We start from the raw sequence: 22,217 nt of genomic DNA, 5'->3' as shown, positions 1-22,217 counted from the left end.
TCAGTCCAGGCGGGCGCCGGATTTGCGCACCAGTTCCTGCCACACCGCGTACTCGCCCCGGTAGTTCGCCAGGAAGGCCTCGGGCGTGTTGCCCAGCGCGATGAAGCCCATCGCGCTCAGGCGCTCTTGCATGTCGGGCGTGCGCGTCAAGGTCTGCATCAGGCTGGCCAGGCGCGCCACGACGGGCTTGGGCGTCTGGATGGGCGCCGCTATCGCCACCCACCCGACCACCCGGTAGGCATCGTCCGTCAGGCCTTGCTCGGCCAGGGTCGGCGAGTCGGGCAGCACCTGCATGCGCTGTTCGCCGGTGACGCCGATCAGCGCCAGCCTGCCGTTGTCGACATAGGGTTTGGCACCCAGCGCACTGGCGAACGCCATCTGGATCCGCCCGCCGATCAGGTCTTGCAGCATTGGCGATTCGCCCTTGTAGGCGATGTGCGTCATATCGGCCCGTTGCGTTTCGCTCAGATAGGCGCCTCCCAGATGCGCGTAGGAGCCCACGCCCCAAGAGCCGTAAGCCAGTTTGCCCGGGTTGCGGCGCACGTAGTCAAGCAGTTCCGGGCCATTGCGGGCGGGCACGCTGGGATGAACGACGAGGGTTACGGGCGCCATCGCAATTTGCGAGATCAGCACCAGGTCGCGGCCGGTATCGTAGGGCAGGCTCTTGTACAGGAACTGGTTCAACAACAGCGATGAACTTAGCGACACGGTCAGGGCATAGCCGTCCGGGGCCGCCTTGGCGACCGCGTCAGTGCCTATGATGCCGGACGCGCCGCCGCGGTTCTCGACCAGAACCGGTTGTCCGACCGCGGCGGATAGCCGTTCCGCCACCAGCCTGGCCACGATATCGGTGGCGCCGCCGGCGTTATAGGGCACCACGATTTTGATGGGTTTGGCCGGCCAGGCGTCTTGCGAGAAACAGACACCGGGCAGGCCAAGCGCGGCCAGGCTCCCGATGCTTTGTTTCAACCACTGGCGGCGCGGCAGGCAAGGGGCGTGCGCGGTCATGGGCTTGTCTCCGGAAGTTGCGCGTTTGTCCGCTCGGGAGAGGCCCGGACGCCATCGCGCTTATCCGGCGATTCTTGCCTTGCTACGTTTCTTTGACAATGCTGTCTGTGGTTGACATGGTGTCAAACATAATTTGACGGCTGCGGTCGGTTCATCGTGGCGTATCTGGATATATATCCAGTTATTTGATTCAATGCCATGTGGAACTCCCACCCCGGGATGTCCCGGGGCCCGCTGACTCACTACAAGGCAGATCAATGAAATTTGGATACACCATCGTCTATGTGCCGGACGTTGCGGCATCACTGGCGTTTTTCGAACGCGCCTTCGGATTTCCGCGCCGGTTTCTGCACGAATCCCAGACTTACGGCGAACTCGATACGGGCGACACCACGTTGTCGTTCGCCGCGCATGAATTGGGCGCCATGAACTTCAGCACCGGGCACGTCGAAGCCTCGTCATCCGCCAAACCGTTGGGCATGGAAGTGGCGTTCGTGACGGACGATGTTGCCGCCGCGCACGCCCGTGCGGTGTCGCTGGGCGCCACTGAACTCAACGCGCCGACGGCAAAGCCCTGGGGCCAGGTGGTATCGTATCTGCGCTGCCCCGACGGCACGCTCGTGGAGCTGTGCACACCCATGCATGGCTAATTCGGGATTAGCGCGAAAAGCCGGGCTTTTCGGCATCGCCCGTTTCCACGATCCCCGGATCCAAACCGGGGGCTTGCCGTCAGGAATGCCAGAGCGCTGACGCCGGTCCGGACAAGAACTGTCAAGATTTTCAGTTCTTTAAAGTCTTGATCTTCGCTGCGCGATACCTTGGACTTTTCTATTCGGAGAGTTGACATGTATTCGCTTTCAAAGCGTTGCGGCGCGGAGTTTTTCGGCACGTTCTGGCTCGTGTTGGGAGGGTGCGGCGCCGCCGTGCTGGCGGCCGGATTTCCGGAGTTGGGTATCGGTTTCGCGGGCGTGGCGCTGGCGTTCGGCCTGACCGTGTTGACGATGGCGTTCGCGGTGGGACACATTTCCGGCGGGCATTTCAACCCGGCGGTCACTGTCGGTCTGGTGGCCGGGGGACGTTTCCCCGCCAAGGAAATCCTGCCCTACGTGATCGCCCAGGTCTTGGGGGCGATTGTTGCGGCCGCGGTGCTGGCTTGCATCGCCAGCGGCAAGCTGGGCTTCGACCTCAAGGGCAGTCATTTTGCGGCTAACGGCTACGACGCGTATTCGCCCGGCAAATATTCGCTGCTGTCCGCACTGGTAACCGAAGTGGTGATGACGGCCGGCTTTCTGTTCGTGATCCTTGGCGCCACGTCCAAGCGCGCGCCAGCCGGCTTTGCCGCCATTCCGATTGGCCTGGCGCTGACGTTGATCCACCTGATCAGTATTCCCGTCACCAACACGTCGGTGAATCCGGCGCGTTCAACCGGGCCGGCGTTGTTCGTCGGCGGATGGGCGGTCGAGCAGCTGTGGCTGTTCTGGGTCGCACCGATCGCGGGCGCCATCATCGGCGCCATCGCCTATCGCCTCGTTAGCGATCCGGCGGCGGAAAAGGGCTAGCCTGCGGTGCGCTAGGGCGCCTCGTCCAGCTGCGCCAACTGCGCGTCAGCGGGAAAGCCGCGCGTGCGGTACCTGACTGGATAGCCGGCTTCCTCGGATAGCAGGGGTTCCAGCAGATGCGCGGCCTGTTCCCAGGACACCACCCGGACTTCGCCGATCTCGTCTTCGGCGTCCGGGCGCACTAGTGCCAGCCTGTCGACCTTGGGCAGGGACGTGTCCACGCCTCGCGTCCATGACGCCAGCGAGAACGATGTGGCGGGATCGTCGTCTTGCGTGAAGAGGTTGTAGTTGGCCACGAAGATATCCATGCCTTGTTCTTCATGGATATGGTCCAACGCTTCTTTCTGGGCGTCGTATTCCGACTTGTCCAGCAAGCGCGCCAGGTGCGCCAGGCGATGCGCCAGGGCCGGGCTGGCGGGCCGATAGCGTACGGGGCCGCGGTCGTCATAGTGGTACATGTGCGCGCTGACGACTCGCCCCTGGTGCAATGCCTGCAGGCTGAATTCCACCATGGCGATCAGCCCGTCGTCATCGTTGTCTCCGGTAACAAGCAGCACGTCGCGGGTCGGCATCATGAAAACGGGCCGGCCACGCACCGGCACACGTTCAAGCATGTCGGGAAGCAAGGCGCGGCTGATGTCGTAGCCGTCCGCCCAACCGCCGCGAAAGACGCCAGGCGTCAACTCGGAAAAGTGGTCGGGCGCGTCGCGAAGGTTGTCGATCGAGATCGCCAGCGCCTGCTCGAACGTCAACGCCCATGCGGCCTCGGGGCCATTGGTCAGCGTGGAGATGGCGTCGGGATGGTCCAGCGCCAACAGCACGACGCAATCGTCGCCAAAGGGACGGAAGGCGGGGTGGAATGCCGAATCGTTGCCTTCCGTGCGGACGTGGTGCAAACGCACGTCTTCCAGCGCGCTGCGGCCGCGGATCACGGGTCTGAGCATTGGCCGCGCGACGGAAGCCTGCTGCGGCGTGCCCTGTGTACTGCTGGACAGCGCCGATACGAAGCCCCGCAGGGCTCGCGTCTGTTCGGTTCCCCGAGTGTTGCAATAGGCGTGGTAGGCGTTGTGCAGATTGAAGTACGAGCCTTCGCCCAGCAACAGCCGGAATTCATCCGCTTTGTAGGTCAGCGCGTCCGCGAAGCCTTCGCGCCGCGCCGCGGCGACGAACAGCTTGGCGAACTGGTCCGGCGAGGGCTTGCGCCGGAAGAGAAAGTCCAAAAAACCCATGAAACCGCCTTTGATTCAAGTGCCGGACAGCGCGACGGCGGTCCGCGACGGGTCATTGTGGCCAGTGAACCCTACGGCGTCCAGCGATAACGCCCCAGTCAGGGAATCCTTCAGTTTGAAATCATTGCGCTTCCCCGCCTATTGCCGGTCGAGCGTACAGCAAGGGCGGGGAATACGCGGTGGAAGGTGAAAAGCAGGCGGGGCAGGTTGTACATTACGCACTGTCACCTGCTTTATCACTACAGGATTCCGTCACCATGACCGCCCCAGAAGTCGTTATTTCCCCGTCGATCCCTTGCGCCAATGATCGCCCCTTTGTGCTGTTTGGCGGCATCAATGTGCTGGAATCGCTGGATCTGGCCCTGCGCGCCTGCGAGGAATACCAGCGCGTGACCCGCAAGCTGGGCATTCCGTACGTATTCAAGGCGTCGTTCGACAAAGCCAACCGCTCGTCCATCCACTCTTACCGTGGCCCGGGTCTGGAAGAGGGCATGAAGATCTTCGAGGCGGTCAAGAAAGAGTTCGGCGTGCCGGTCATCACTGACGTGCATGAGCCCTGGCAGGCCGCGCCGGTGGCCGAAGTGGCCGACATCCTGCAACTGCCCGCGTTTTTGGCGCGGCAGACGGATCTGGTGGTGGCCCTGGCGCAAACGCAGCGCGTGGTCAACATCAAGAAGCCCCAGTTCCTTAGCCCGACCCAGATGCTGAATATCGTCGAGAAGTTCACCGAGGCCGGCAACGACAAGTTGATCCTCTGCGACCGTGGCACCAGCTTCGGTTACGACAACCTGGTCGTGGACATGCTGGGTTTCGGCGTGATGAAAAAGGTGACGGGCAACCGCCCGCTGATTTTCGACGTAACGCACGCGTTGCAGCAGCGCTCGGCGTTGGACGCCGCGTCGGGAGGGCGCCGCGAGCAGGTGGCCGAACTGGCGCGCGCCGGCATGGCGGTGGGCCTGGCCGGCCTGTTCCTGGAAGCGCATCCCGACCCCAAGAACGCCAAGTGCGACGGTCCCAGCGCCTTGCCGCTGGACAAGCTGGAGCCGTTCCTGAGCCAGCTCAAGCAGCTGGATGACCTGGTGAAATCCTTTGCCCCCATCGACATCGAGCCGTGACGTCGTCTGTCATCCCGACTACGTCAACTTGTTATACGATCCAGGCCACACTTTAGGGAGGCCTGGATGTCTTTGCATGTGATCGTCGCCGTTCGAAAAGAACCCGTCAGCGGGCATATCGCCTACGTGCGCTGGGGCCAGGCCGAGCGCGGCGTACCCGGCTGGGTCACGGAGCCCGTGACCGCAGCGGCATCCGAAGTCATCGAAGTCATCAAGGACGGCGGAGACGTCGAAACCGCCTTCAGCGTGGAAGGCACCCGCGTGGCATTGCGTCCGGTGCGGGTGCTTGTCGACGACGGCGGACGTGAGCATCTCGCGTCCGTGCCCGTGCCCAGTTCCACGCTACATACGCTGTTCGATCTGCCCGAATTCTAGGCGGCGCGGCGGCCTTCCGCAAAGGCGCGTAGCGCATCGTCGGTCAGGCGGTAGCGCACCCATTCGTCCATCGGCAACGCGCCGATGGACCGGTAGAAGTCGATGGCCGGCTTGTTCCAGTCCAGCACGCTCCATTCCAGCCGTCCGCAGTCGTTGGCGACGGCTTCCTGCGCCAAATGGCGTAGCAGATCGCGCCCGGCGCCGATGCCGCGATGGTCGGGCGTGATGTACAAATCTTCCAGATAGATACCGTTCTTGCCCAGCCAGGTCGAATAGCTGTAGAAATAGACGGCGTAGCCGATGGCCTTGCCGTCCGCCAGGCACATCAACGCCTTGGCCGGAGCTTCGTGGGCGAACAAGGTGCGGGCGACGTCATCGGCGCTGGCGATCACTTCGTGCGCGGCGCGCTCGTAAACGGCCAGTTCGGTAATGAAAGCGTAGATTTGGGCCGCATCCGAGAGTGTGGCGGGACGGATGGTGATATTCACGTTGACTTCCTCCAAATGGGACGGCCATGCTACCCGCTAATGCGCGGGCTTGCAGGCACGCATGGGTTGGGGCACCGGGAATCCCCCCACTTGCGTCGGGTAAAGCGCGGCGCGACCCTGGCGGACGAATCCGCCCTCGCGTCCGGACATGTACACAATGGGGATGTCCTCTATGGCTGAGTCTGGTTCTGCCGCTGGTGAAACGCTATCGCCCGTGCCGCCCAAGCGGCGGCGACTCTCCTGGATCTGGCTCGTGCCCATCGCCGCGGCGCTGGGTGGATTGTTGTTGGTGTTGCAGGTCTGGCTGAACGCCGGACCCACGGCCGTCATCCATTTCCAGACTGCGGAGGGGCTGGAGGCCGGCAAGACGCAGGTGCGCTACAAGGAACTTGCCGTCGGGCTCGTCGAACGCCTGGCCCTGAATCCGGAGCGTTCAGGCGTGGACGTGACGGTGCGTCTCGAAAAAGACGCCGGCAGCATGTTGCAGGAGGGCACGGTGTTCTGGGTCGTCAGGCCGCGCCTGACGCTAAGCGGGGTGTCCGGCTTGGGCACGCTGCTGTCCGGTTCCTATATCGGCCTGGACCCGGTGGGGCATCACGGCAAGGACGCCCCGCGGCCGAAGCGCCAGTACGAATTCACCGGCTTGGAAGTACCGCCCGAGGTCGCTCAGGACCGCGCCGGCAAACGCTTCACGCTGCATGCCCGCGACCTTGGGTCGCTGGACATCGGGTCGCCCGTTTACTACCGCCGCATCGCCGTGGGCCAGGTGGTGGGGTACCGGTTGTCCAAGGGCGGCGAAGGCGTGGATGTGCAGGTATTCGTCGATGCCCCTAACGATGCTTATGTCAACGCGGGCACGCGTTTCTGGAATGCCAGCGGGGTGGACTTCAGCATCGATGCCCGCGGCCTGCGGATGCGGTCGCAGTCGCTGCTGTCGGTGATCATCGGCGGCGTGGCGTTCGATACGCAGGAACAACGCAGCCATCCGGCGGCAGCGGCCGATGCGACGTTTGTCATCTATCCCAACGAAGAGGCGGCGCGTGCCGAGCCCGATGGCGTGCCGCTGCGCATCCGGATGCGCTTCGACCAGTCGGTGCGCGGCCTGGTGGTGGGCGCGCCCATCGATGCCTATGGCGTGACGATCGGCAAGGTGGACGCGATCAGACTGGATTTCGACCGGACCATCCAGCAGTTCTATGCGGTGGTTTCCGCCACGCTCTATCCTGAACGCCTGGGCGGCGAGACCGTCCGCGAGATCAAGGAATACGTCGGCACCGATCTGCATCATCCCAGCGGCAAACTGCTGGCGGCATTGGTCAAGCGGGGCACGCGGGCGCAGCTGCGCATCGGTAACCTGTTGACCGGCCAGTTGTATGTGGCGATGGTTGAATTTCCGAACGCCAAGCCGGTGACGTTCAAGATGGAGGACGAGCCCTTCATCCCGACCGTGCCGAACAACCTGGACCAATTGCAGCAGCAGCTCAGCAACATCGTGGCCAAACTCGACCGGGTGCCGTTCGACGCGATCGGGGCCGAGTTGAGCGGGGCACTACGCGCGGCATCGAGTCTGGTCAGGCGGATGGACACGCAGTTGGCGCCCGAGGCACAGGCCTTGCTGCGGCAGGCCAACCGGTCGCTGGCGGCCGTTGGCGGTCTGGTGGCGCCGGATTCCGCCTTGCCCCAGAACACGGACACCGCATTGCGTGAATTGGCCAGGGCTGCCAGATCGCTGCGCGAGCTGGCCGATTACCTGCAGGTAAATCCGGAAGCGTTGCTCAAGGGCCGGGCGCGCGATGTGCCGACCAGCCGGTAGCCTGTGCGTGCGGTATTTTCTTCATTCGAAGCAGAACGCTTGCCGCAATGTCGGCGGTGTGACTGCGGGCAGGCGGGGACGGGCCCGGGTACGGTACTTGCTGCAAGCGCCCGACGACCGGCCGCTGGAGGATGGGCGCCGGCGTGGTATCGGAGTGGGGACAATTGCATGGACCATAATGAAATGATGGTGCGCATGATCTCGCAGCCCGTTGCGCCGGGCAAGGTCGATGGTTGGGACGGCATACTCTCGGCCTATGCGGATTGCCTGTTGCAAGTGCAGGCCAAACTCTCGGACGCGGATGTCAGACGTTTCCTGGAAGTTGGCGCACTGGTCTTTCGCACCTGCTGTCAGGAAGAGGCGCGGCAGCGCTGGACGGCCGAGGAATTGGCCGCATTCCACCGCAAGCGCGGATTCGGCGTCTAGTGGGACGTCAATACAAACACTGGCTAAGGGTGAATTTGCGACCGAACGCTCGCACTTCGTCACCATCCACCGAAGCCGCCACGTCCCAGTGGTTGCCGCGCGTCACTAAAAACGACTGACCCAGCAGGGCATGGCGCAGCGCGAATTGCCAGAAGGCGGATTCGGTGCCGACAGGCTCCAATTCGTGCGGCCCGATCATCAGGCGCGAGGGCCGTGGCGTGGCGCCGATCGACCATCTGAAGGCGATCGCCATGAAGGCGAAACGCGCCGAAAGCGAGGAAGGTTGAACGCATAGCAGTCGGATCTTGTTGCTCATGGACGTCACCCTGTTCAGGTGTCGTCAGCGTAGCAAAGACCTGCTTGACGTTCCATACCGCGTTTGGCGGATTCCCGCCCCGATGCTCGAAGATTCGCCGGTACCGGGTGGGTTCAGGCTTTGCCTGCCGTGCCGCGCGTGACACGGGCAAGCAGCAGCAACGCCAAGGCGGGCGCGAGGGCGAAGGCTGCGAATAGCCATCGCGCCGCGTGCTGCGCGCCCTCGACGCCCCCGGGGTCCGCCAGGCCCGCGCTATTGGTGACGACCCCTGCCAAGGCGGCGGTTACGGCCGACGCGTAGAGTTGCACGGTGGTGATCGATGACGATGTCAGCGTTTCTTCGCCTTTGGGCGCAGCGTTGAATATCCGGGTCAGCAGATGCGGCCACGCCAGCCCGATGCCGAAACCCACGCCTGCCAGCGCGACGATGTACGCCGCCAGGCCCCACAGCGACGACAACATGCCGGTTTGCGGCGTCATGATGGCCAGGGCGATCAGCGACGCCAGAATCACTGCGGGGCTCGCGCGCACCAGGCGATCGGCGGCCGTGCCCGTGCGCGTGGAACTAGGCATGGCGGCCAACGTCCAGCCTGCCGCCATCGCCGCCGTCATATAGCCCGCGGCCAGCGGCGACAACCGGTGGATCACTTGAAGGAAGTAGGGCACGAAGATCTCGGTCGTGATGGCGGCCACCACCAGGCACATTAGGGCATACAACGCGCCCAGCGGCGCGCGCACGGAATAGGCGCCCGTGGGTAGCAGGCGCCGCTTGGCGCGCGAGTCTACCCGGGCGATCAGCATGGCAAGGGCCAGGCCCCCCGCGATCCCGGCCAGGTTCCAGCCCAGGTTCGTCGACAGGCTGGCCAACGTCACTGCCGCCACGGAAGCCACCAGCAGCGCGAGCGTGCCCAGCGGCAACGTCGAGCGCGGGGCAGGGGGCACCGAAGACCGGCCGCCAACCTTGAACGCCACGATCAACGCCAGCGCCGCGGCAACGGGCAGCAAGGCCCAGAACGCCAGCCGCCAGTGGCCGGCCTGGGCGAAGATGCCTCCGATCGCGGGTCCGCACAGCGTGGCCACGCCCCACATGCCCGACACTAGCGCCATGGCGCGCGACCAGAGGGGCGCGTCGAACACCAATCGGATCAGCGCATAGCTCAAGGCGAACAGGATGCCGCCGCCCAAGCCCTGGATGCTGCGTCCGGCCAGTAGCATCGGCATGGTCGGCGCCAACGCGCAGGTCACCGCGCCGGCGGTGAAAATCGCCACAGCCAGCAAATAGGCGGCACGCGGGCCGAAGGTTTCGATCAATTTGGCCGACAGGGCCGACCCGATGATGGACGTCACGACGAACAGTGTCGTGTTCCACGCGTAATACTCCAGGCCGCCGATGTCCTGGATGACGCTGGGCAGAATGGTGGTGACGATATAGACGTTGATGGCATGCAGCGCCACACCGCCGGCCAGCGCAATCGAGCGCAGCGCGTTGGCGCCATGCAGGAGGTCGGCCCAGGAAGCGCTCGAATCAGGGGTTGTGCTGATGGCCACCACCGGCTCCAAAATTATTTAAACAAGTTATGGCTTTGATAATACGCACATCGCACGGTATCCACAACCGAACGTGGGCGACCCGTGAGGTCTTATTGGCGTAGCAGGCCGCGCAGCAACAACTCCAATGCCTGCAAGGCTTGCTCCAGGCGCGGCGTGTCATCGGGGGCGTCGGCGATCCAGAACGCGCTGTCGGTCAAGCTGCCGTTGATCAGCCGGGCAAGGGCCTGCGGGTCCGCGTCGTCGATGATCCGCGCCGCCATCAAGCGCTGCAGCAACGCGGCAAGTGACGCGATGCACTGCTGTTGCGCCGCCTCGGATGCCGGGCCCAACACTGCGCGCCCGTCCTGGAGCACGATGCGGCGGATTTCCGGCTCCGTCGCCATCTGCAGGTAAGAACGGCAGCGCCCTCGAAACGCGTCCCAGGGGTCCGCCGCGTGCGCTGAAATGGCATTGAGCCGCTGGTCCACCTCACCATCGATTTGTTCAACGACCGCGGCCAACAAGCCCTTTTTGTCACCGAAATGGTGATACAAAGCCCCTCGCGTCAGCCCTGCGGAAGCGGTCAGATCGTCCATGGACGTGGCGGCGTACCCAGTGTGCTGAAAGGCGCGGCGGGCGGTTGCCAGCAATTTGGCCTGGGTGGCTTCGATCATCTCGGCGCGCGAACGCGGCATGCGGTTCTCCAGTGACATACGGCGCGTATGTTAATTGACATACGCAATGTATGTGAATACGATCTCGCCGTCTAGCAGATTCAAAAGGTTATCGGTGTCCAATCCGTATCGTGAGTTGTTCAAAGCGCCCGGCGCCACGGGTTTCGTGTTGGCCGGCGCGATCGCGCGGCTGCCCTTGCCGATGATCGGCATCGGCATCATCACGATGCTGTCCGAGGTGCGCGGCGCGTACGCATTGGCGGGCGGGGTCGCCGCCACGTTTGCCTTGGCCACGGCGTTGCTTGCCCCGCGCATTTCGCGCTTGGTGGACCGGCATGGGCAGGGGCGGGTGCTCCCGGTGGCGGCGGGCATTTGCGTGCTGGCGCTGATTGGCCTGGCGGCCTGCGTGCAGTGGGGCGCGCCGGATTGGGCGCTGTTCGTCTTCGCCGCGTTGGCAGGCGCCTTGCCCAGCATGCCCGCGATGATTCGCGCGCGCTGGACGGAAATCTACCGCGACCAACCCCAGTTGCGCACCGCTTATGCGTTGGAATCCGTCGCCGATGAACTTAGCTTTATCGTCGGCCCGCCCATTGCGGTGGGCCTGAGCGTGGCACTGTTTCCGCAGGCGGCCGCGTTGACTGCGGCGTTGCTGTTGGCGGTGGGGGTGACGGCGTTCGTCCTGCAGCGAGCCACCGCGCCTGCCGTGGAAGTCAGGGAAGCCGGTCGCGAGGCCTCGGTCCTGCGCATGCCCCCTATGCGTTCGCTGGTCGCCATGATGTCGGCCATGGGCGTGATCGTCGGCACGATCGATGTGCTTAGCGTCGCCTTCGCCCGCGCGCAGGGCATGCCAGCGGCCGCCAGCTTGATCCTGTCCGCCTATGCCCTGGGTTCCTGCGTGGCGGGGCTGGTGTTTGGCGTGCTGAAATTTCAGATGCCGCTTGCGCGGATGCTCTCCATCGCCGCGGCAGTCACGGCCTTCACGACCTTGCCGTTGCTGCTGGTGAACGACCTGGTCACGCTTTCGCTGGGCGTGCTGTTGGCCGGACTGTCGTTTGCTCCCACCATGATCATCGCCATGGCGCTGGTGGAAAGCAGTGTCCCGGGGCGGCGTTTGACCGAAGGACTGACCTGGCTGGTGACGGGCTTGGGCGCGGGCGTGGCTGCCGGTGCCGCGATGGCGGGTTGGGTGGTCGATCACTACGGCGTGAGGGCGGGATTCTGGACGGCGGTCGTCGCGGGCGCGGTCGTGCTGCTGGTCGCCTTGCAGGGCGCGCGGGCAGGCGCGCAAGAGCGCGTCCCGTCCTGACAGCGGCTCGATAGAATGGCGGTTCCGGCGCGCTGCGGGGCGCGCCGCCTACAGGAGCATTTCATGTCTAGAACCGTCGTCAATCCCGACACCGTTTTCAACACCGTCCAATACGGATTCAGTCAGGCCGTCATCGTGACGGGGCAGCGCAGGATGCTGCTGTCGGGCCAGGTTGGCGTCGATATCAACGAACGCACGGTGGGGCCGGGCTTGCAAGAGCAGACCGAAGCCGCGCTGGACAACATCCAGCGCGTCCTGGCCGCGGCGGGCGGCACGCTGGCGCAGGTGATCATGCTGCGCATCTACATCTGCGAGACGGCGCGCGAAGATCAGGAATTGATCGCGCAGGCCCTGCGCGACCGTTTCCCGGTAGACCCTCCGCCGTCCTCGTGGGTCATCGTCAGCGGGCTGTCTCTGCCCGAATGGCTGGTCGAGATCGAAGCGGAAGCGATGCTGGACTAAGCCAGGCGATTCAGTTTTTGTCGCGCCAGGGCGTGGTGGCGAACGCCTCGCGCAGATGCGCCAAAAAGCCCGAGGTGCGGGCGGATAGGTCCTGGCGCGACTTCACCAGCGCCACCACATTGGCGTCGGGCAAGTTCCACCCGGCAAGCACCGGCACCAGCGACCGGGTCTTCACGTATTCGGCCACATCCCATTCCGACCGCGCGACGATGCCGTGCCCGGCCAGCGCCCACGCCACCGCGGCCGCGCCCGTGTTGCTGGACAGCACGGGGGCGATGCGCACGCCGACCGCCGGTCCGCGGCCGCGCTTGAAACGCCACAAGGTCACGTCCTCGTCGTTTTCGCGCAAGGCAATGCAGTCATGGTCGCGCAGGTCTTCCGGCTTGGCGGGCGCGCCGCGTCGGGCCAGGTAGGCGGGCGACGCGCACAGAATGCGGCGGTTGGGCGCCAGCGGGTAGGCCACCAGCGTGGAATCGCGCAATTCGCCGATATGCACCATCACATCCCAGTTGTCGGTGGCCAGCCGCGGCGGTCCGTCGGACAGCGTCAGGCTGGCGGTGATGTCTTCGCTACTTTTTCGGAAACCCGCCACCAGCGGGGCCACATAGCGCTGGCCGAAACCCAGCGGCGCGACCACGCGCAGATGGCCGGCCACGACGCCGCGCCGTCCCGCCAGCTCATCGGCCAGATCGCCCAGTTCTCCGCAGATCTGGCCGGCTCGCAAGGCAAGCAGCCGGCCTTCGTCGGTCAGTACAGTGCCGCGCCCCGACCGGTTGACCAGCCTGACGCCCAGACGCTTTTCCAGCGCGTTCAGCCGCTGCGTGACGGCAGGGGGTGTCACGTCCAGGGCGCGTGCGGCCTGCGCCAGCGATGGCGTGGCCGCCAGACTCATGAAAAAGCGCAGGTCGTCGGTGGTGATCATTTAGGTGAACGTTAATCGAAAGTTAAGTATGTATTAAACACGCAAGGGCCTTGGCGCGCCATACTGCTTACCACTGGACGCGGGGCTCGCCTGGCGTCCTTTCATTCCGATCTGCCGAGACCGCCCCGATGACTATTCCCCGCCCGTTCACGCCCCTGGATTCTCTGGATACCCCTTGCCTGTTGCTGGACGAAACCCGCATGACGCGCAACATCCAGCGCCTGAATGCGCTGATGGCCGGCCATGGCGTGCAATTGCGGCCGCATTTGAAGACGCCTAAATCGATCGACGTGGCGCGCCGGGTGATGACCAGCCCGCAGGGGCCGGCTGCCGTTTCCACCCTGCAAGAGGCCGAGCAATTCGCCGCGGCAGGAGTCACCGATCTGCTCTATGCCGTCGGCGTGTCGCCCTCGAAGCTCGACCGCGTGCTGGCCCTGCGCGAGAAAGGCGTGGACCTGACCGTGGTGGTGGACAGCGTCGAGGCCGCCCAGGCCGTCGCCGACCGCGCCAAGGCGGCGGGCCGCCCCGTGCCCACGTTGATCGAGATTGATTGCGACGGGCATCGCGCCGGGGTGCAGCCGGGCGATCATGGGCATCTGCTGTCGATTGCGCGCGTGCTGCATGCCGCAGGCTGCCTGCGCGGCGTCATGACGCACGCCGGCGAGTCCTACGGCTGCCGCAGCGCCGAGGCGATCGCCGACATGGCCGAACAAGAGCGTTGGGCCGCCGTCAGCTGCGCCGACGCAATCCGCCAGGCAGGCCTGCCGTGCCCCGTCGTCAGTGTCGGTTCCACACCTACCGCCCACGTCGCCCGTCACCTCGACGGCGTGACGGAAGTGCGCGCGGGCGTCTACGTCTTCTTCGACTTGGTGATGGCGGGGTTGGGAGTATGTGCGGTCGATGACATCGCGGTCTCCGTGCTGACGACTGTCATCGGCCACCAGGCTGACAAGGGCTGGATCCTCGTCGACGCCGGCTGGATGGCCATGTCGCGCGACCGAGGCACCGCCAAGCAACCGGTGGATCAACTGTACGGCCTGGTTTGCGACGTCGACGGCAAGGTCTATCCCGACCTGTTGCTGGCCGAAACCAACCAGGAGCAGGGCATCATCACGGTGCGCGCCGGAAGCGGCGCGCGCCTGCCCGATCTTCCGCTGGGGACAAAGTTGCGTATCGTGCCGAACCACGCGTGCGCCACCTGCGCGCAGCACGACGCCTATCAAGTGGTGCGGCCGGGCGAGCCTGGCGTGGTGACCCGCTGGGAACGCTTCCGCGGCTGGTAAGCCTTCGCGATCCTCCCCGTATCAACAGGAAATCGACCATGGAATTGATCAATACCGCCGACGCCACGCCGCCGGCCGGGCACTACTCGCAGGCGGTTCGAGCGAACGGCTTTGTCTTCGTTTCGGGGCAACTGGGCTTTCTGGCGCCCGCGCAGGCGGGCGCCAAGCCGCAGTTGGCGGCTGGGGCCTCCGCCCAGACCGAGGAGGCCCTGCGCAGCGTGAAGGCGATCCTGACGGCCGCCGGCGCATCGTTGTCCACGGTTGCCAGCGTCACGGTGTACATCCCGGATATCGGGTTGTGGGACGAGGTCAACCGGGTCTACGAACGCGTCTTTGGCGATCACCGGCCGGCGCGGGCAGTCGTGCCCACGCGCGGACTGCATTACGGCGCGCTGGTCGAGATCAGCGTGGTCGCGGTGGCTGCCCCGGATTGATCCGGCGCCTATAATGCGGGCGCCTCAATGCCTTCGGGGGAGAACGTTCGCATGCAGTACGAATATCTGTTCTGGTCCATGGCCGCGATGGTGGCGGCCGCGCTGATTGGCGGCTCGCTCTGTGGCCGTCTGCGTTCGGTCAAACAGGTGCTGACAGGGGTGGTCGCGTTGGCCGCAGCGGTCTTCGTGGCCGTATTCCTGCTGTCGCGCCACGGTGGCTTCAGTGACTTGTCGGCGATGCTGTCGATCGCCGCTTTCATGTTCAGCCTGGTGATCGGCACCGCCGCATCCTTGCTCACGCGGCGCATCCTGCAGCGCCGCTGAGCCTGCCGCCTTGCCGCTTACTCTTCGGCGTCGAAGTCTTCGGCGTCTTCTTCGTCGTCCTCGTCCTGCTCCAGGGCGTCGTAGCCCTTCCAGGTAATGCGCCAACGCGTCGCGGCGGCGCTGGCTGCCGTTTCGCTCACTTGCTTGACCAGGCCGGCATCCGACAGCAGGTCCAGATGATGTGCGATGGTCTGCAAACCCTGCTCCTCGGGATGCGGGGCCAGCGCGGCGTTCTTGATGTCGTGCGTGCTCAAGTTGGGGCCAGGCGCGTCGCGCAGGGCGCCCAGAATCGTGACGACCAGATCGAAATCGCGTTGCATGATGTTCACCGTATTGAAAATGGGTAGGCCGACAATAGCAGAGTTCCGTGGCGTCGATGCGACAGTGCGCAAGCCCGGGTTACAGTCCAGGGTTCTCGATAACGAAACACACAGAACGCTATGAAGAAACCCGCTGAACGCGATTGCCTCGCGCTGATCCCCGGCTACTCGGGCCAGGCCGCCAAGCTCTTTCTTTCGCGCGGCGAAGACGACCAGATCGCCGGCGTGACGGTCTATGACCTGCTGGGGCATGTCAAGCAGCAGGGCGACGCCGAGGCTGCCGCCGCCTGGATCGCCTCGTGGCTGGCCGAAGAGGCGGGCAACCGCCGCGCCCGCCGCACCCAGCTGTTGGCCCAGATGTTCATCTGCAAGCTGACCGGCGACGAGAAGGATGCCTTCCTGGCGGCCCAGAAGCCGCTGATCCGCGTCCTGGCCGAAGCCGGGGTGCGTTGCCGTAGCGTCGCCGCCACGTCCGGCGCCGCCCGGCAGTCCCTGGGACCGAATGTCAAGAAGCATTAGCATAAGGCTGTTATAGTCGCGCCTGAGCGTGAGATTGCACCTTGACGGTGCGTGCGCTCAAGCGGGCCCCGCCCGCTGATCAAGGAAGATTGAACATGGAAATAGTAAGTCGGCACCTTGCCGACGTGACGGGCGGCGTCGAGCTGCTCACGACGATTGATGGCGAGTCCATCAGCGTCTATGTCGTGGTGGGCGTAACCGATCTCAATGCGATCGCGGACATCGTTCCCATCCAAAAAGTCGAGGCTGGGGCGGATATACACGCTTCAAATGTCGACAATGTTGATAATGCGCAAGAACAAATCGACCAAGTCCTGGAAAATATGAATCCCGGCGACGTGGCGGTTTTCCTTTGCTCGGGTTCCGATGCTTTCGGCGCGGCACTCGATTTGTTGGGTTTACCTATCGACGAGTAAGCCTGACGGCAAACCAAAGTGCCTATCTGAACGGCGTATGAAGGGTGTACGGGTTTAGACGGCATTTATATAAGCCTTGATTGTTTTTTTATGATGTATGGGTGTTTACACCTATGCAGGGACAAATTTTGCCTATGAAAACGTGCAAATTTTCAACGCAGTTTCTCTTTGTTGCATTATTGGCACGTATTTTTTAGGATTATGTTGACTTGTGAGGGGAACATAACGATAGTGTCGGCACACGATCACAAGCGTTGCGATTTTCGTTCAGTGCCGTGCCTTTTCCGGCTCAGCGTTATTGTTCTACTGTCCCCTCCTTGATTGATTCGTGACCTCCGGGCATTTGCCCATTATCTCTAGGAAATACAGTATGGAAACCGGCGTCGTTAAGTGGTTCAATTCGGAAAAAGGCTATGGCTTCATCACCCCGGAAGCGGGTGGTAAGGATCTGTTCGCTCACTTCTCCGAAATCCAGGGTTCTGGCTTCAAGTCTCTGGAAGAGAACCAGCGCGTCAGCTTTGTGACGGCCAATGGCCCCAAGGGCCCGCAAGCCACGAAGATTCAGGTCCTGTAAAGGTCTGAGTTTTCAAAAAAGCCCCTTCGGGGGCTTTTTTTGTTTTCGCGCGGTATCCTTGGTGGCGGCCGCAGGTGCGTTGCCGCTTCTCCATCCCTCAGGATCCCGCCATGACTTCCCCCTCCCTGAAGCCCCTCGCCGTGCAGCCGCAAGACGTGGTCGCGTTCTGGAGGGATGCGGGGCCGCAGGCGTGGTTCAGCAAGAGCGACGCGTTCGACGCTGACTTCCGCCAGCGTTTTGAAGCTGCGCATTGGGCTGCTGCCTCGCGCCAGCTTGACGAGTGGCTGGAAGACGCGGACGGTGCCCTCGCGCTGATGATCCTGCTGGATCAATTTCCGCGGAATGCCTTCCGAGGCACGGCGCACATGTTCGCCACCGATCCCTTGGCCCAGTACTTCGCTGAACGCGCGATTGCTTCCGGCCACGACCTTGCTGTCGATCCGCGGCTGCGCCAATTTTTCTACCTGCCGTTCGAGCATGCGGAAAGCCTGGTGACGCAGAACCGCGGCGTTTCGCTGATGGAACACCTGGACGCGGATTCGCTGCGCTGGGCGGTTCTGCACCGCGACATCATCAAGCGTTTCGGCCGCTTCCCGCATCGCAACGCCGCGCTGGGCCGCCAGACGACCCAGGCGGAACAGGAGTTCCTGGAGGCCGGCGGCTTCTCGGGCTAACACGTGTGGCCGGGCAGGGTGCGGCCAGAGCCGCCCTTCGCGCTGGCCGGTGCTGGGATGTATCCGTTTATAGCAAGGTGAAATATTCTTTGGCATGACGCGTTTGCGGTGTCTGCATCGCCGGGTCTTCGCCACCGATTCTTCGGCACCCGTCCGTGCCCGCATACCGCGTCCACCATTCGCATATTTGACGTTTTTCGGGGTTCGCCAATACACTGGGTTCAGCGAGATTTTCAAGCGACGCGGTCTGCGTTAACTTGTCGCCGTCAGTGGTGCTGCGGTTGCTTCCTCTCCCATCCTTGATGATCTGGCGCCCCGCGAGCAATCGCACTTTCTAGGTTCAAGGACACTCCATGGCAACCGGCATCGTTAAGTGGTTCAACGCCGAAAAGGGTTATGGCTTCATCATGCCCGACGACGGCAGCAAAGACCTTTTCGCCCATTACTCCGAAATCCGCAGCGAAGGGTATAAGTCGCTGCAGGAAAACCAGCGCGTCACCTTCGAGGTCGGTACCGGCCCCAAGGGCCCGAGCGCCAAGAACATCAAGGTTGCGGCCTGATGTTTTCCGGGTAGCGCGCCGGGCAAGGCCCCGGTGTTCGGCCCATAAAAAAGCCCCCATGCGCAATGCATGGGGGCTTTTTTTTGCGGAATTTTTAGTGCTTCTGCGGAGCGGTCGTCGACAACTTGTCCACCAGCGCGATCCCCAGCGCCGACAGGATGAACAACGCGTGGATGATCGTCTGCCACATGACGCCCGCTTCGGTGAAGCGTGCGTTGGGCGTACCGATCGTGCCGGCCTCGATGAAGGTGCGCAGCAGATGGATCGACGAGATGCCGATGATGGCCATCGCCAGTTTCACCTTGAGCACGCTGGCGTTCACGTGGCTTAGCCATTCAGGCTGGTCCGGATGGTTCTGCAGGCGCAGACGGGACACGAAGGTCTCGTAGCCGCCTACGATCACCATGACCAGCAGGTTCGAGATCATGACGACGTCGATCAGCCCCAGCACCAGCAGCATGATTTCCATTTCGCCAAAGCTGTTGGCGTGCGTCACCAGGTGCCACAACTCTTTCAGGAAGAGCATGACGTAGACGCCTTGCGCGACGATCAGCCCAAGGTACAGCGGCAGTTGCAGCCAGCGCGAGCTGAAGATCAGGCTGGGCAGCAGGCCTAGGCGGGGAGGGGGAGTGTTATTCATGTTGGGTGCGAGCCATGTGTGGTGGGGCAATGAAAAGTGCGGCGGCAATTCTATCAATGCCCGGCCGGGCCAGGCATCAGTTTTTTATGACCTCTGGATGACAGTGCAGACACGCGATACCACGCCTGCGCGCGGTTTGCTGGGCAATTGTGTAAGCGAAACTGCCATTTGCGAAACTCTGTGGCGAAACGCTTTGTGCGGTTTCGGCATGGATAGAATTGCCGCCTCACTCGCATAGAGCCAGTCAAGAGGAGTTTGTTCCATGAAAATCCGCTACACCGTTGCCGCGTTGACCGTTGCGCTTGCCCCTTATTCCGCATCGCATGCCTTCGATATCGGCGGCCTGGTGGGCGCCGGCAGCAAGGTCGTGCAAGCTGCCACCCTGAGCGACGCTGAAATCAAGACCCTGTCGGACAAGGCTTGCGCGCAAAGCGATTCGCAGGAAAAAATCGCCGCGCCGGGCAGCAAGTACGACGCCCGCCTGCAAAAGATCGCCAAGTCGCTGGGCGGCACGGTCAATGGCCAAAAGGCCAACTACAAGGTCTACATCACCAAGGACGTCAACGCCTGGGCGATGGCCAACGGCTGCATCCGCGTCTACAGCGGCTTGATGGACATGATGACCGACGACGAAGTGCTGGGCGTGGTGGGCCACGAAATCGGCCACGTGGCGCTCGGCCACACCAAGAAGGCCATGCAGACGGCCTACACGGTGTCGGCGGCGCGTGACGCGGCGGGCGCCGCTGGCGGCGCGACGGTCGCAGCCCTGAATTCCTCGCAACTGGGCGACCTGACCGAGAAGTTCATCAATGCGCAATTCTCGCAATCGCAGGAAAGCGACGCCGACGACTATTCGTTCGACCAGTTGCAGGCCAAGAAGCTCAATACCCGTGGTCTGGTGACGGCATTCCAGAAGCTGGCCGAGCTGGATGGCGGCAAGAGCGATATGATGAGCTCGCACCCGTCCTCGGCCAAGCGCGCTCAGCACATCGAAGATCGCATCGCCAAGGCTAAATAAAGACGTCGAAAAGGCGTTCTCCCTCCCTTTTTGGGCGGAAAACGGGGCGCGAGCATCCGGGCAAATCCGGGGCTCGCGCCCCTTTGCGTCAGGGTTCCGGAAGTTTCCGGTAAAATGGCGCGTTTATCCGCCCGTAATCTCATCTCTCGGAAAATAGGTCTTTTAATGCAGCCTGTGGTTGAAACCCTCTCCGGCCTGGAGCGCCGTGTTGATCTGGCCGTCTCGGTGGCCGACGTCGAAAAGGAAGTCCAGGCGCAATTGAAGCGCGTGGCTCGCACCGCCAAGGTCCCCGGCTTCCGCCCGGGTAAAGCTCCGCTCGCCATGCTCGAGCGCAGCCATGGCCCCGGCATCCGCTACGACGTGATCAATAGCCAAGTTGGCCGTGCGTTCGAACAAGCCATCGACGGCGCCAAGCTGCGCGTCGCTGGCGCCCCGAACCTGGAACCCAAGACCGAAGGCGTCACCGACGACACGCTGGCGTTCACCGCCACGTTCGAGGTCTACCCTGAAGTCGTCGTGCCGGACCTGTCGTCCTTGGCCGTCACCCGTTTCGACACCGCCGTCACCGACGCCGAAGTCCAACAAACCCTGGACGTCCTGCGTAAGCAGCGCGCCACGTTCGAAGCCCGTGAAGGCCGCGCCTCGCAAGACGGCGACCGCGTCACGCTGGACTTCGCCGGCACCATCGACGGCGTGCCGTTCGAAGGCGGCAAGGCCGAAGACTTCCCGTTCGTGCTCGGCCAAGGCCGCATGCTGCCGGAATTCGAAGAAGCCGCCCGCGGCTTGAAGGCTGGCGAAACCAAGGTCTTCGAACTGAAGTTCCCTGACGACTACCAAGGCGTCGAAGTCGCCGGCAAGACCGCCGAATTCACCATTACCGTCAAGGAAGTGGCTGAAGGCGTGCTGCCCGAACTGAACGGCGAATTCGCCAAGTCGCTCGGCCAGGCCGAAGGCGACATCGAAAAGCTGAAGGCGGACATCCGTAGCAACATCGAGCGCGAAGTCAAGGTCCGTTCGGCTGGCCGTACCAAGTCCAGCGTCATGGACGCCCTGGTCGAAGCCGGCAAGTTCGACGTGCCGAAGGCTCTGGTCGACAACGACGTTCAAGGCCGTGTCGCCGCTGCCCGCGAAGAGCTCAAGCAGCGTGGCATCCCCAACGCCGAGTCCGTGCCGATCCCGGCTGAAGCTTTCTCGACCGAATCCGAACGCCGTGTCCGCCTGGGCCTGCTGGTGTCGGAACTGGTCAAGCAAGCCCAGTTGCAAGCCAAGCCCGAGCAAGTTCGTGCGCGCATTGAAGAATTCGCGGAAAACTACGAACAACCCGCTCAGGTTGTCAGCTATTACCTGGCAGACCGCCAGCGTCGTGCTGAAATCGAGGCTATCGTGCTCGAAGACAACGTTGTCGCGCACGTGCTGGAAAAGGCTAAGGTCACCGACGAAAAGGTGCCTTTCGATCAGTTGATGGGGATGGCGTAACACTATGCAGAGATTCACCGATTTCTATGCGGCAATGAATGGCGGGTCTTCGGTGACCCCCACCGGCCTGGGCTACATTCCCATGGTTATCGAGCAGTCGGGGCGCGGCGAACGCGCCTACGACATCTATTCGCGTCTGCTCCGCGAACGGCTCATTTTCCTGGTGGGTCCGGTCAACGACGCAACGGCCAATCTGGTTGTGGCGCAGTTGCTGTTCCTGGAATCGGAGAATCCTGACAAGGACATTTCCCTGTACATCAACTCGCCCGGCGGGTCGGTGTATGCGGGAATGGCCATTTTTGACACCATGCAGTTCATCAAGCCGGACGTATCGACGCTGTGCACCGGCCTGGCGGCCAGCATGGGCGCGTTCCTTCTGGCGGCTGGCAAGAAGGGCAAGCGTTTCACGCTGCCCAACTCGCGGATCATGATCCATCAGCCGTCGGGCGGCGCCCAGGGCCAGGCATCGGACATCCAGATCCAGGCTCGCGAGATCCTGGACCTGCGCGAACGCCTGAACCGGATCCTGGCCGACAACACCGGCCAATCGATGGAACGCATCGGCCTGGACACGGAACGTGACAACTTCATGTCCGCCGAAGATGCGGTATCGTATGGATTGGTGGACAAGGTAATGACCTCCCGCTCGGAAGGCTGACTTCCCGGTTGATCCGAACCCGCTGCCATCAAGTTTGAGTAAGCGCATGCGCTGGGCCCTTATCCGGTCTGGCGCATCTTTACCTGAGATACGAAACAA

The 22,217-nt window shown here is 63.3% G+C and carries 28 protein-coding genes; 19 read left to right on the top strand and 9 right to left on the bottom strand.

Annotated features, from left to right (window positions below; genetic code table 11):
* On the bottom strand, positions 1-1,008 hold the full coding sequence (locus ACE039_RS06035) for a Bug family tripartite tricarboxylate transporter substrate binding protein (RefSeq protein ID WP_485821922.1): 1,008 nt from the start codon (positions 1,006-1,008) through the stop codon (positions 1-3).
* A gap of 257 nt (positions 1,009-1,265) precedes the next feature.
* On the opposite strand from ACE039_RS06035, the gene ACE039_RS06030 reads away from it, so the two are divergent.
* Both ACE039_RS06030 and aqpZ read left to right on the top strand, forming a co-directional pair.
* Positions 1,266-1,658 carry a VOC family protein gene (locus ACE039_RS06030; RefSeq protein ID WP_105557655.1) on the top strand — a complete coding sequence of 131 codons (393 nt, stop codon included), beginning with the start codon at positions 1,266-1,268 and terminating at the stop codon, positions 1,656-1,658.
* A 195-nt stretch (positions 1,659-1,853) separates the two neighbouring features.
* On the top strand, positions 1,854-2,567 hold the full coding sequence (gene aqpZ, locus ACE039_RS06025; protein ID WP_448708375.1) for an aquaporin Z: 714 nt from the start codon (positions 1,854-1,856) through the stop codon (positions 2,565-2,567).
* Between the two features lie 11 nt (positions 2,568-2,578).
* Here aqpZ and ACE039_RS06020 read toward each other — a convergent pair whose 3' ends face one another.
* Positions 2,579-3,796 carry a DUF1444 domain-containing protein gene (locus ACE039_RS06020; protein WP_448708377.1) on the bottom strand — a complete coding sequence of 406 codons (1,218 nt, stop codon included), beginning with the start codon at positions 3,794-3,796 and terminating at the stop codon, positions 2,579-2,581.
* Between the two features lie 257 nt (positions 3,797-4,053).
* Between ACE039_RS06020 and kdsA the strand changes: the two genes are divergently transcribed.
* Complete coding sequence (gene kdsA / locus ACE039_RS06015; RefSeq protein WP_485821921.1) at positions 4,054-4,911, top strand: 3-deoxy-8-phosphooctulonate synthase; 858 nt, start codon at positions 4,054-4,056, stop codon at positions 4,909-4,911.
* 66 nt (positions 4,912-4,977) lie between these two features.
* Positions 4,978-5,286 (top strand): carbohydrate isomerase, encoded by a 309-nt coding sequence (locus ACE039_RS06010; RefSeq protein WP_105557659.1) that lies wholly within the window; start codon positions 4,978-4,980, stop codon positions 5,284-5,286.
* On the opposite strand, the gene ACE039_RS06005 is transcribed toward ACE039_RS06010, so the two are convergent.
* Complete coding sequence (locus ACE039_RS06005) at positions 5,283-5,774, bottom strand: GNAT family N-acetyltransferase (protein ID WP_485821920.1); 492 nt, start codon at positions 5,772-5,774, stop codon at positions 5,283-5,285. The two genes, ACE039_RS06010 and ACE039_RS06005, sit on opposite strands and share 4 nt — an antisense overlap.
* Positions 5,775-5,946: 172 nt before the next feature.
* Between ACE039_RS06005 and ACE039_RS06000 the strand changes: the two genes are divergently transcribed.
* Positions 5,947-7,587 (top strand): PqiB family protein, encoded by a 1,641-nt coding sequence (locus ACE039_RS06000; RefSeq protein WP_485821919.1) that lies wholly within the window; start codon positions 5,947-5,949, stop codon positions 7,585-7,587.
* 168 nt (positions 7,588-7,755) lie between these two features.
* Positions 7,756-8,013, top strand: a complete 258-nt coding sequence (locus ACE039_RS05995; RefSeq protein WP_448708381.1) for a hypothetical protein — start codon at positions 7,756-7,758, stop codon at positions 8,011-8,013.
* 7 nt (positions 8,014-8,020) lie between these two features.
* On the opposite strand, the gene ACE039_RS05990 is transcribed toward ACE039_RS05995, so the two are convergent.
* The 3 genes from ACE039_RS05990 to ACE039_RS05980 all read right to left on the bottom strand — a co-directional run bounded on the left by ACE039_RS05990 (position 8,021) and on the right by ACE039_RS05980 (position 10,553).
* Positions 8,021-8,329 (bottom strand): hypothetical protein, encoded by a 309-nt coding sequence (locus ACE039_RS05990; RefSeq protein ID WP_485821918.1) that lies wholly within the window; start codon positions 8,327-8,329, stop codon positions 8,021-8,023.
* A 113-nt stretch (positions 8,330-8,442) separates the two neighbouring features.
* Positions 8,443-9,876 (bottom strand): MFS transporter, encoded by a 1,434-nt coding sequence (locus ACE039_RS05985; protein WP_448708385.1) that lies wholly within the window; start codon positions 9,874-9,876, stop codon positions 8,443-8,445.
* A 92-nt stretch (positions 9,877-9,968) separates the two neighbouring features.
* Positions 9,969-10,553, bottom strand: coding sequence for a TetR/AcrR family transcriptional regulator (locus tag ACE039_RS05980; protein ID WP_485821917.1), 585 nt, complete (start codon positions 10,551-10,553; stop codon positions 9,969-9,971).
* A gap of 94 nt (positions 10,554-10,647) precedes the next feature.
* Between ACE039_RS05980 and ACE039_RS05975 the strand changes: the two genes are divergently transcribed.
* Together ACE039_RS05975 and ACE039_RS05970 are read left to right on the top strand one after the other, a co-directional pair.
* Positions 10,648-11,838, top strand: coding sequence for an MFS transporter (locus ACE039_RS05975; RefSeq protein WP_485821916.1), 1,191 nt, complete (start codon positions 10,648-10,650; stop codon positions 11,836-11,838).
* A gap of 63 nt (positions 11,839-11,901) precedes the next feature.
* On the top strand, positions 11,902-12,300 hold the full coding sequence (locus ACE039_RS05970; RefSeq protein ID WP_313465152.1) for a RidA family protein: 399 nt from the start codon (positions 11,902-11,904) through the stop codon (positions 12,298-12,300).
* A 10-nt stretch (positions 12,301-12,310) separates the two neighbouring features.
* Here ACE039_RS05970 and ACE039_RS05965 read toward each other — a convergent pair whose 3' ends face one another.
* Positions 12,311-13,222: a LysR family transcriptional regulator gene (locus ACE039_RS05965; protein ID WP_485821915.1), complete on the bottom strand. Its 912-nt coding sequence runs from the start codon at positions 13,220-13,222 to the stop codon at positions 12,311-12,313.
* Positions 13,223-13,350: 128 nt separating this feature from the next.
* Between ACE039_RS05965 and ACE039_RS05960 the strand changes: the two genes are divergently transcribed.
* From ACE039_RS05960 to ACE039_RS05950, 3 genes are read left to right on the top strand one after another with little or no spacing between them, the layout of a single operon-like run.
* Positions 13,351-14,505 (top strand): DSD1 family PLP-dependent enzyme, encoded by a 1,155-nt coding sequence (locus ACE039_RS05960; RefSeq protein ID WP_485821914.1) that lies wholly within the window; start codon positions 13,351-13,353, stop codon positions 14,503-14,505.
* 38 nt (positions 14,506-14,543) lie between these two features.
* Positions 14,544-14,939, top strand: coding sequence for a RidA family protein (locus ACE039_RS05955; RefSeq protein ID WP_485821913.1), 396 nt, complete (start codon positions 14,544-14,546; stop codon positions 14,937-14,939).
* 51 nt (positions 14,940-14,990) lie between these two features.
* Positions 14,991-15,263 carry a hypothetical protein gene (locus ACE039_RS05950; RefSeq protein ID WP_485821912.1) on the top strand — a complete coding sequence of 91 codons (273 nt, stop codon included), beginning with the start codon at positions 14,991-14,993 and terminating at the stop codon, positions 15,261-15,263.
* Positions 15,264-15,280: 17 nt separating this feature from the next.
* Here the strand turns inward: ACE039_RS05950 and ACE039_RS05945 are convergent, their stop codons facing one another.
* Positions 15,281-15,583, bottom strand: coding sequence for a DUF2513 domain-containing protein (locus tag ACE039_RS05945; protein ID WP_006225318.1), 303 nt, complete (start codon positions 15,581-15,583; stop codon positions 15,281-15,283).
* 120 nt (positions 15,584-15,703) lie between these two features.
* Between ACE039_RS05945 and ACE039_RS05940 the strand changes: the two genes are divergently transcribed.
* From ACE039_RS05940 to ACE039_RS05920, 5 genes are all read left to right on the top strand, one after another.
* Positions 15,704-16,102, top strand: coding sequence for a hypothetical protein (locus ACE039_RS05940; protein WP_485821911.1), 399 nt, complete (start codon positions 15,704-15,706; stop codon positions 16,100-16,102).
* 95 nt (positions 16,103-16,197) lie between these two features.
* The gene (locus tag ACE039_RS05935) at positions 16,198-16,518 is read left to right on the top strand and encodes a hypothetical protein (protein WP_105557672.1); all 321 of its coding nucleotides are present in this window, start codon (positions 16,198-16,200) and stop codon (positions 16,516-16,518) included.
* 370 nt (positions 16,519-16,888) lie between these two features.
* Positions 16,889-17,092 (top strand): cold-shock protein, encoded by a 204-nt coding sequence (locus tag ACE039_RS05930; RefSeq protein ID WP_006220190.1) that lies wholly within the window; start codon positions 16,889-16,891, stop codon positions 17,090-17,092.
* Between the two features lie 110 nt (positions 17,093-17,202).
* Positions 17,203-17,766, top strand: a complete 564-nt coding sequence (locus tag ACE039_RS05925) for a DUF924 family protein (RefSeq protein WP_485821910.1) — start codon at positions 17,203-17,205, stop codon at positions 17,764-17,766.
* Positions 17,767-18,119: 353 nt separating this feature from the next.
* Positions 18,120-18,326: a cold-shock protein gene (locus ACE039_RS05920; protein WP_006225311.1), complete on the top strand. Its 207-nt coding sequence runs from the start codon at positions 18,120-18,122 to the stop codon at positions 18,324-18,326.
* A 94-nt stretch (positions 18,327-18,420) separates the two neighbouring features.
* Here the strand turns inward: ACE039_RS05920 and ACE039_RS05915 are convergent, their stop codons facing one another.
* Positions 18,421-18,966, bottom strand: a complete 546-nt coding sequence (locus ACE039_RS05915; protein ID WP_105557675.1) for a TIGR00645 family protein — start codon at positions 18,964-18,966, stop codon at positions 18,421-18,423.
* Positions 18,967-19,228: 262 nt separating this feature from the next.
* Here ACE039_RS05915 and loiP point away from each other — a divergent pair, with 262 nt between their 5' ends.
* The 3 genes from loiP to clpP all read left to right on the top strand — a co-directional run bounded on the left by loiP (position 19,229) and on the right by clpP (position 22,118).
* Positions 19,229-19,984 (top strand): metalloprotease LoiP, encoded by a 756-nt coding sequence (loiP, locus tag ACE039_RS05910; RefSeq protein WP_105557676.1) that lies wholly within the window; start codon positions 19,229-19,231, stop codon positions 19,982-19,984.
* 165 nt (positions 19,985-20,149) lie between these two features.
* Positions 20,150-21,460, top strand: a complete 1,311-nt coding sequence (tig, locus tag ACE039_RS05905; protein WP_105557677.1) for a trigger factor — start codon at positions 20,150-20,152, stop codon at positions 21,458-21,460.
* A 4-nt stretch (positions 21,461-21,464) separates the two neighbouring features.
* A complete protein-coding gene (gene clpP, locus ACE039_RS05900) occupies positions 21,465-22,118 on the top strand; it encodes an ATP-dependent Clp endopeptidase proteolytic subunit ClpP (RefSeq protein WP_006225307.1) in 654 nt (217 codons plus the stop codon).
* Positions 22,119-22,217: the final 99 nt, after the last annotated feature.

This window comes from Achromobacter maghribensis, from assembly GCF_057334215.1.
The sequence above is the reverse complement of the archived record's forward strand: the minus strand, read 5'-3'. Positions and strand labels throughout refer to the sequence as shown.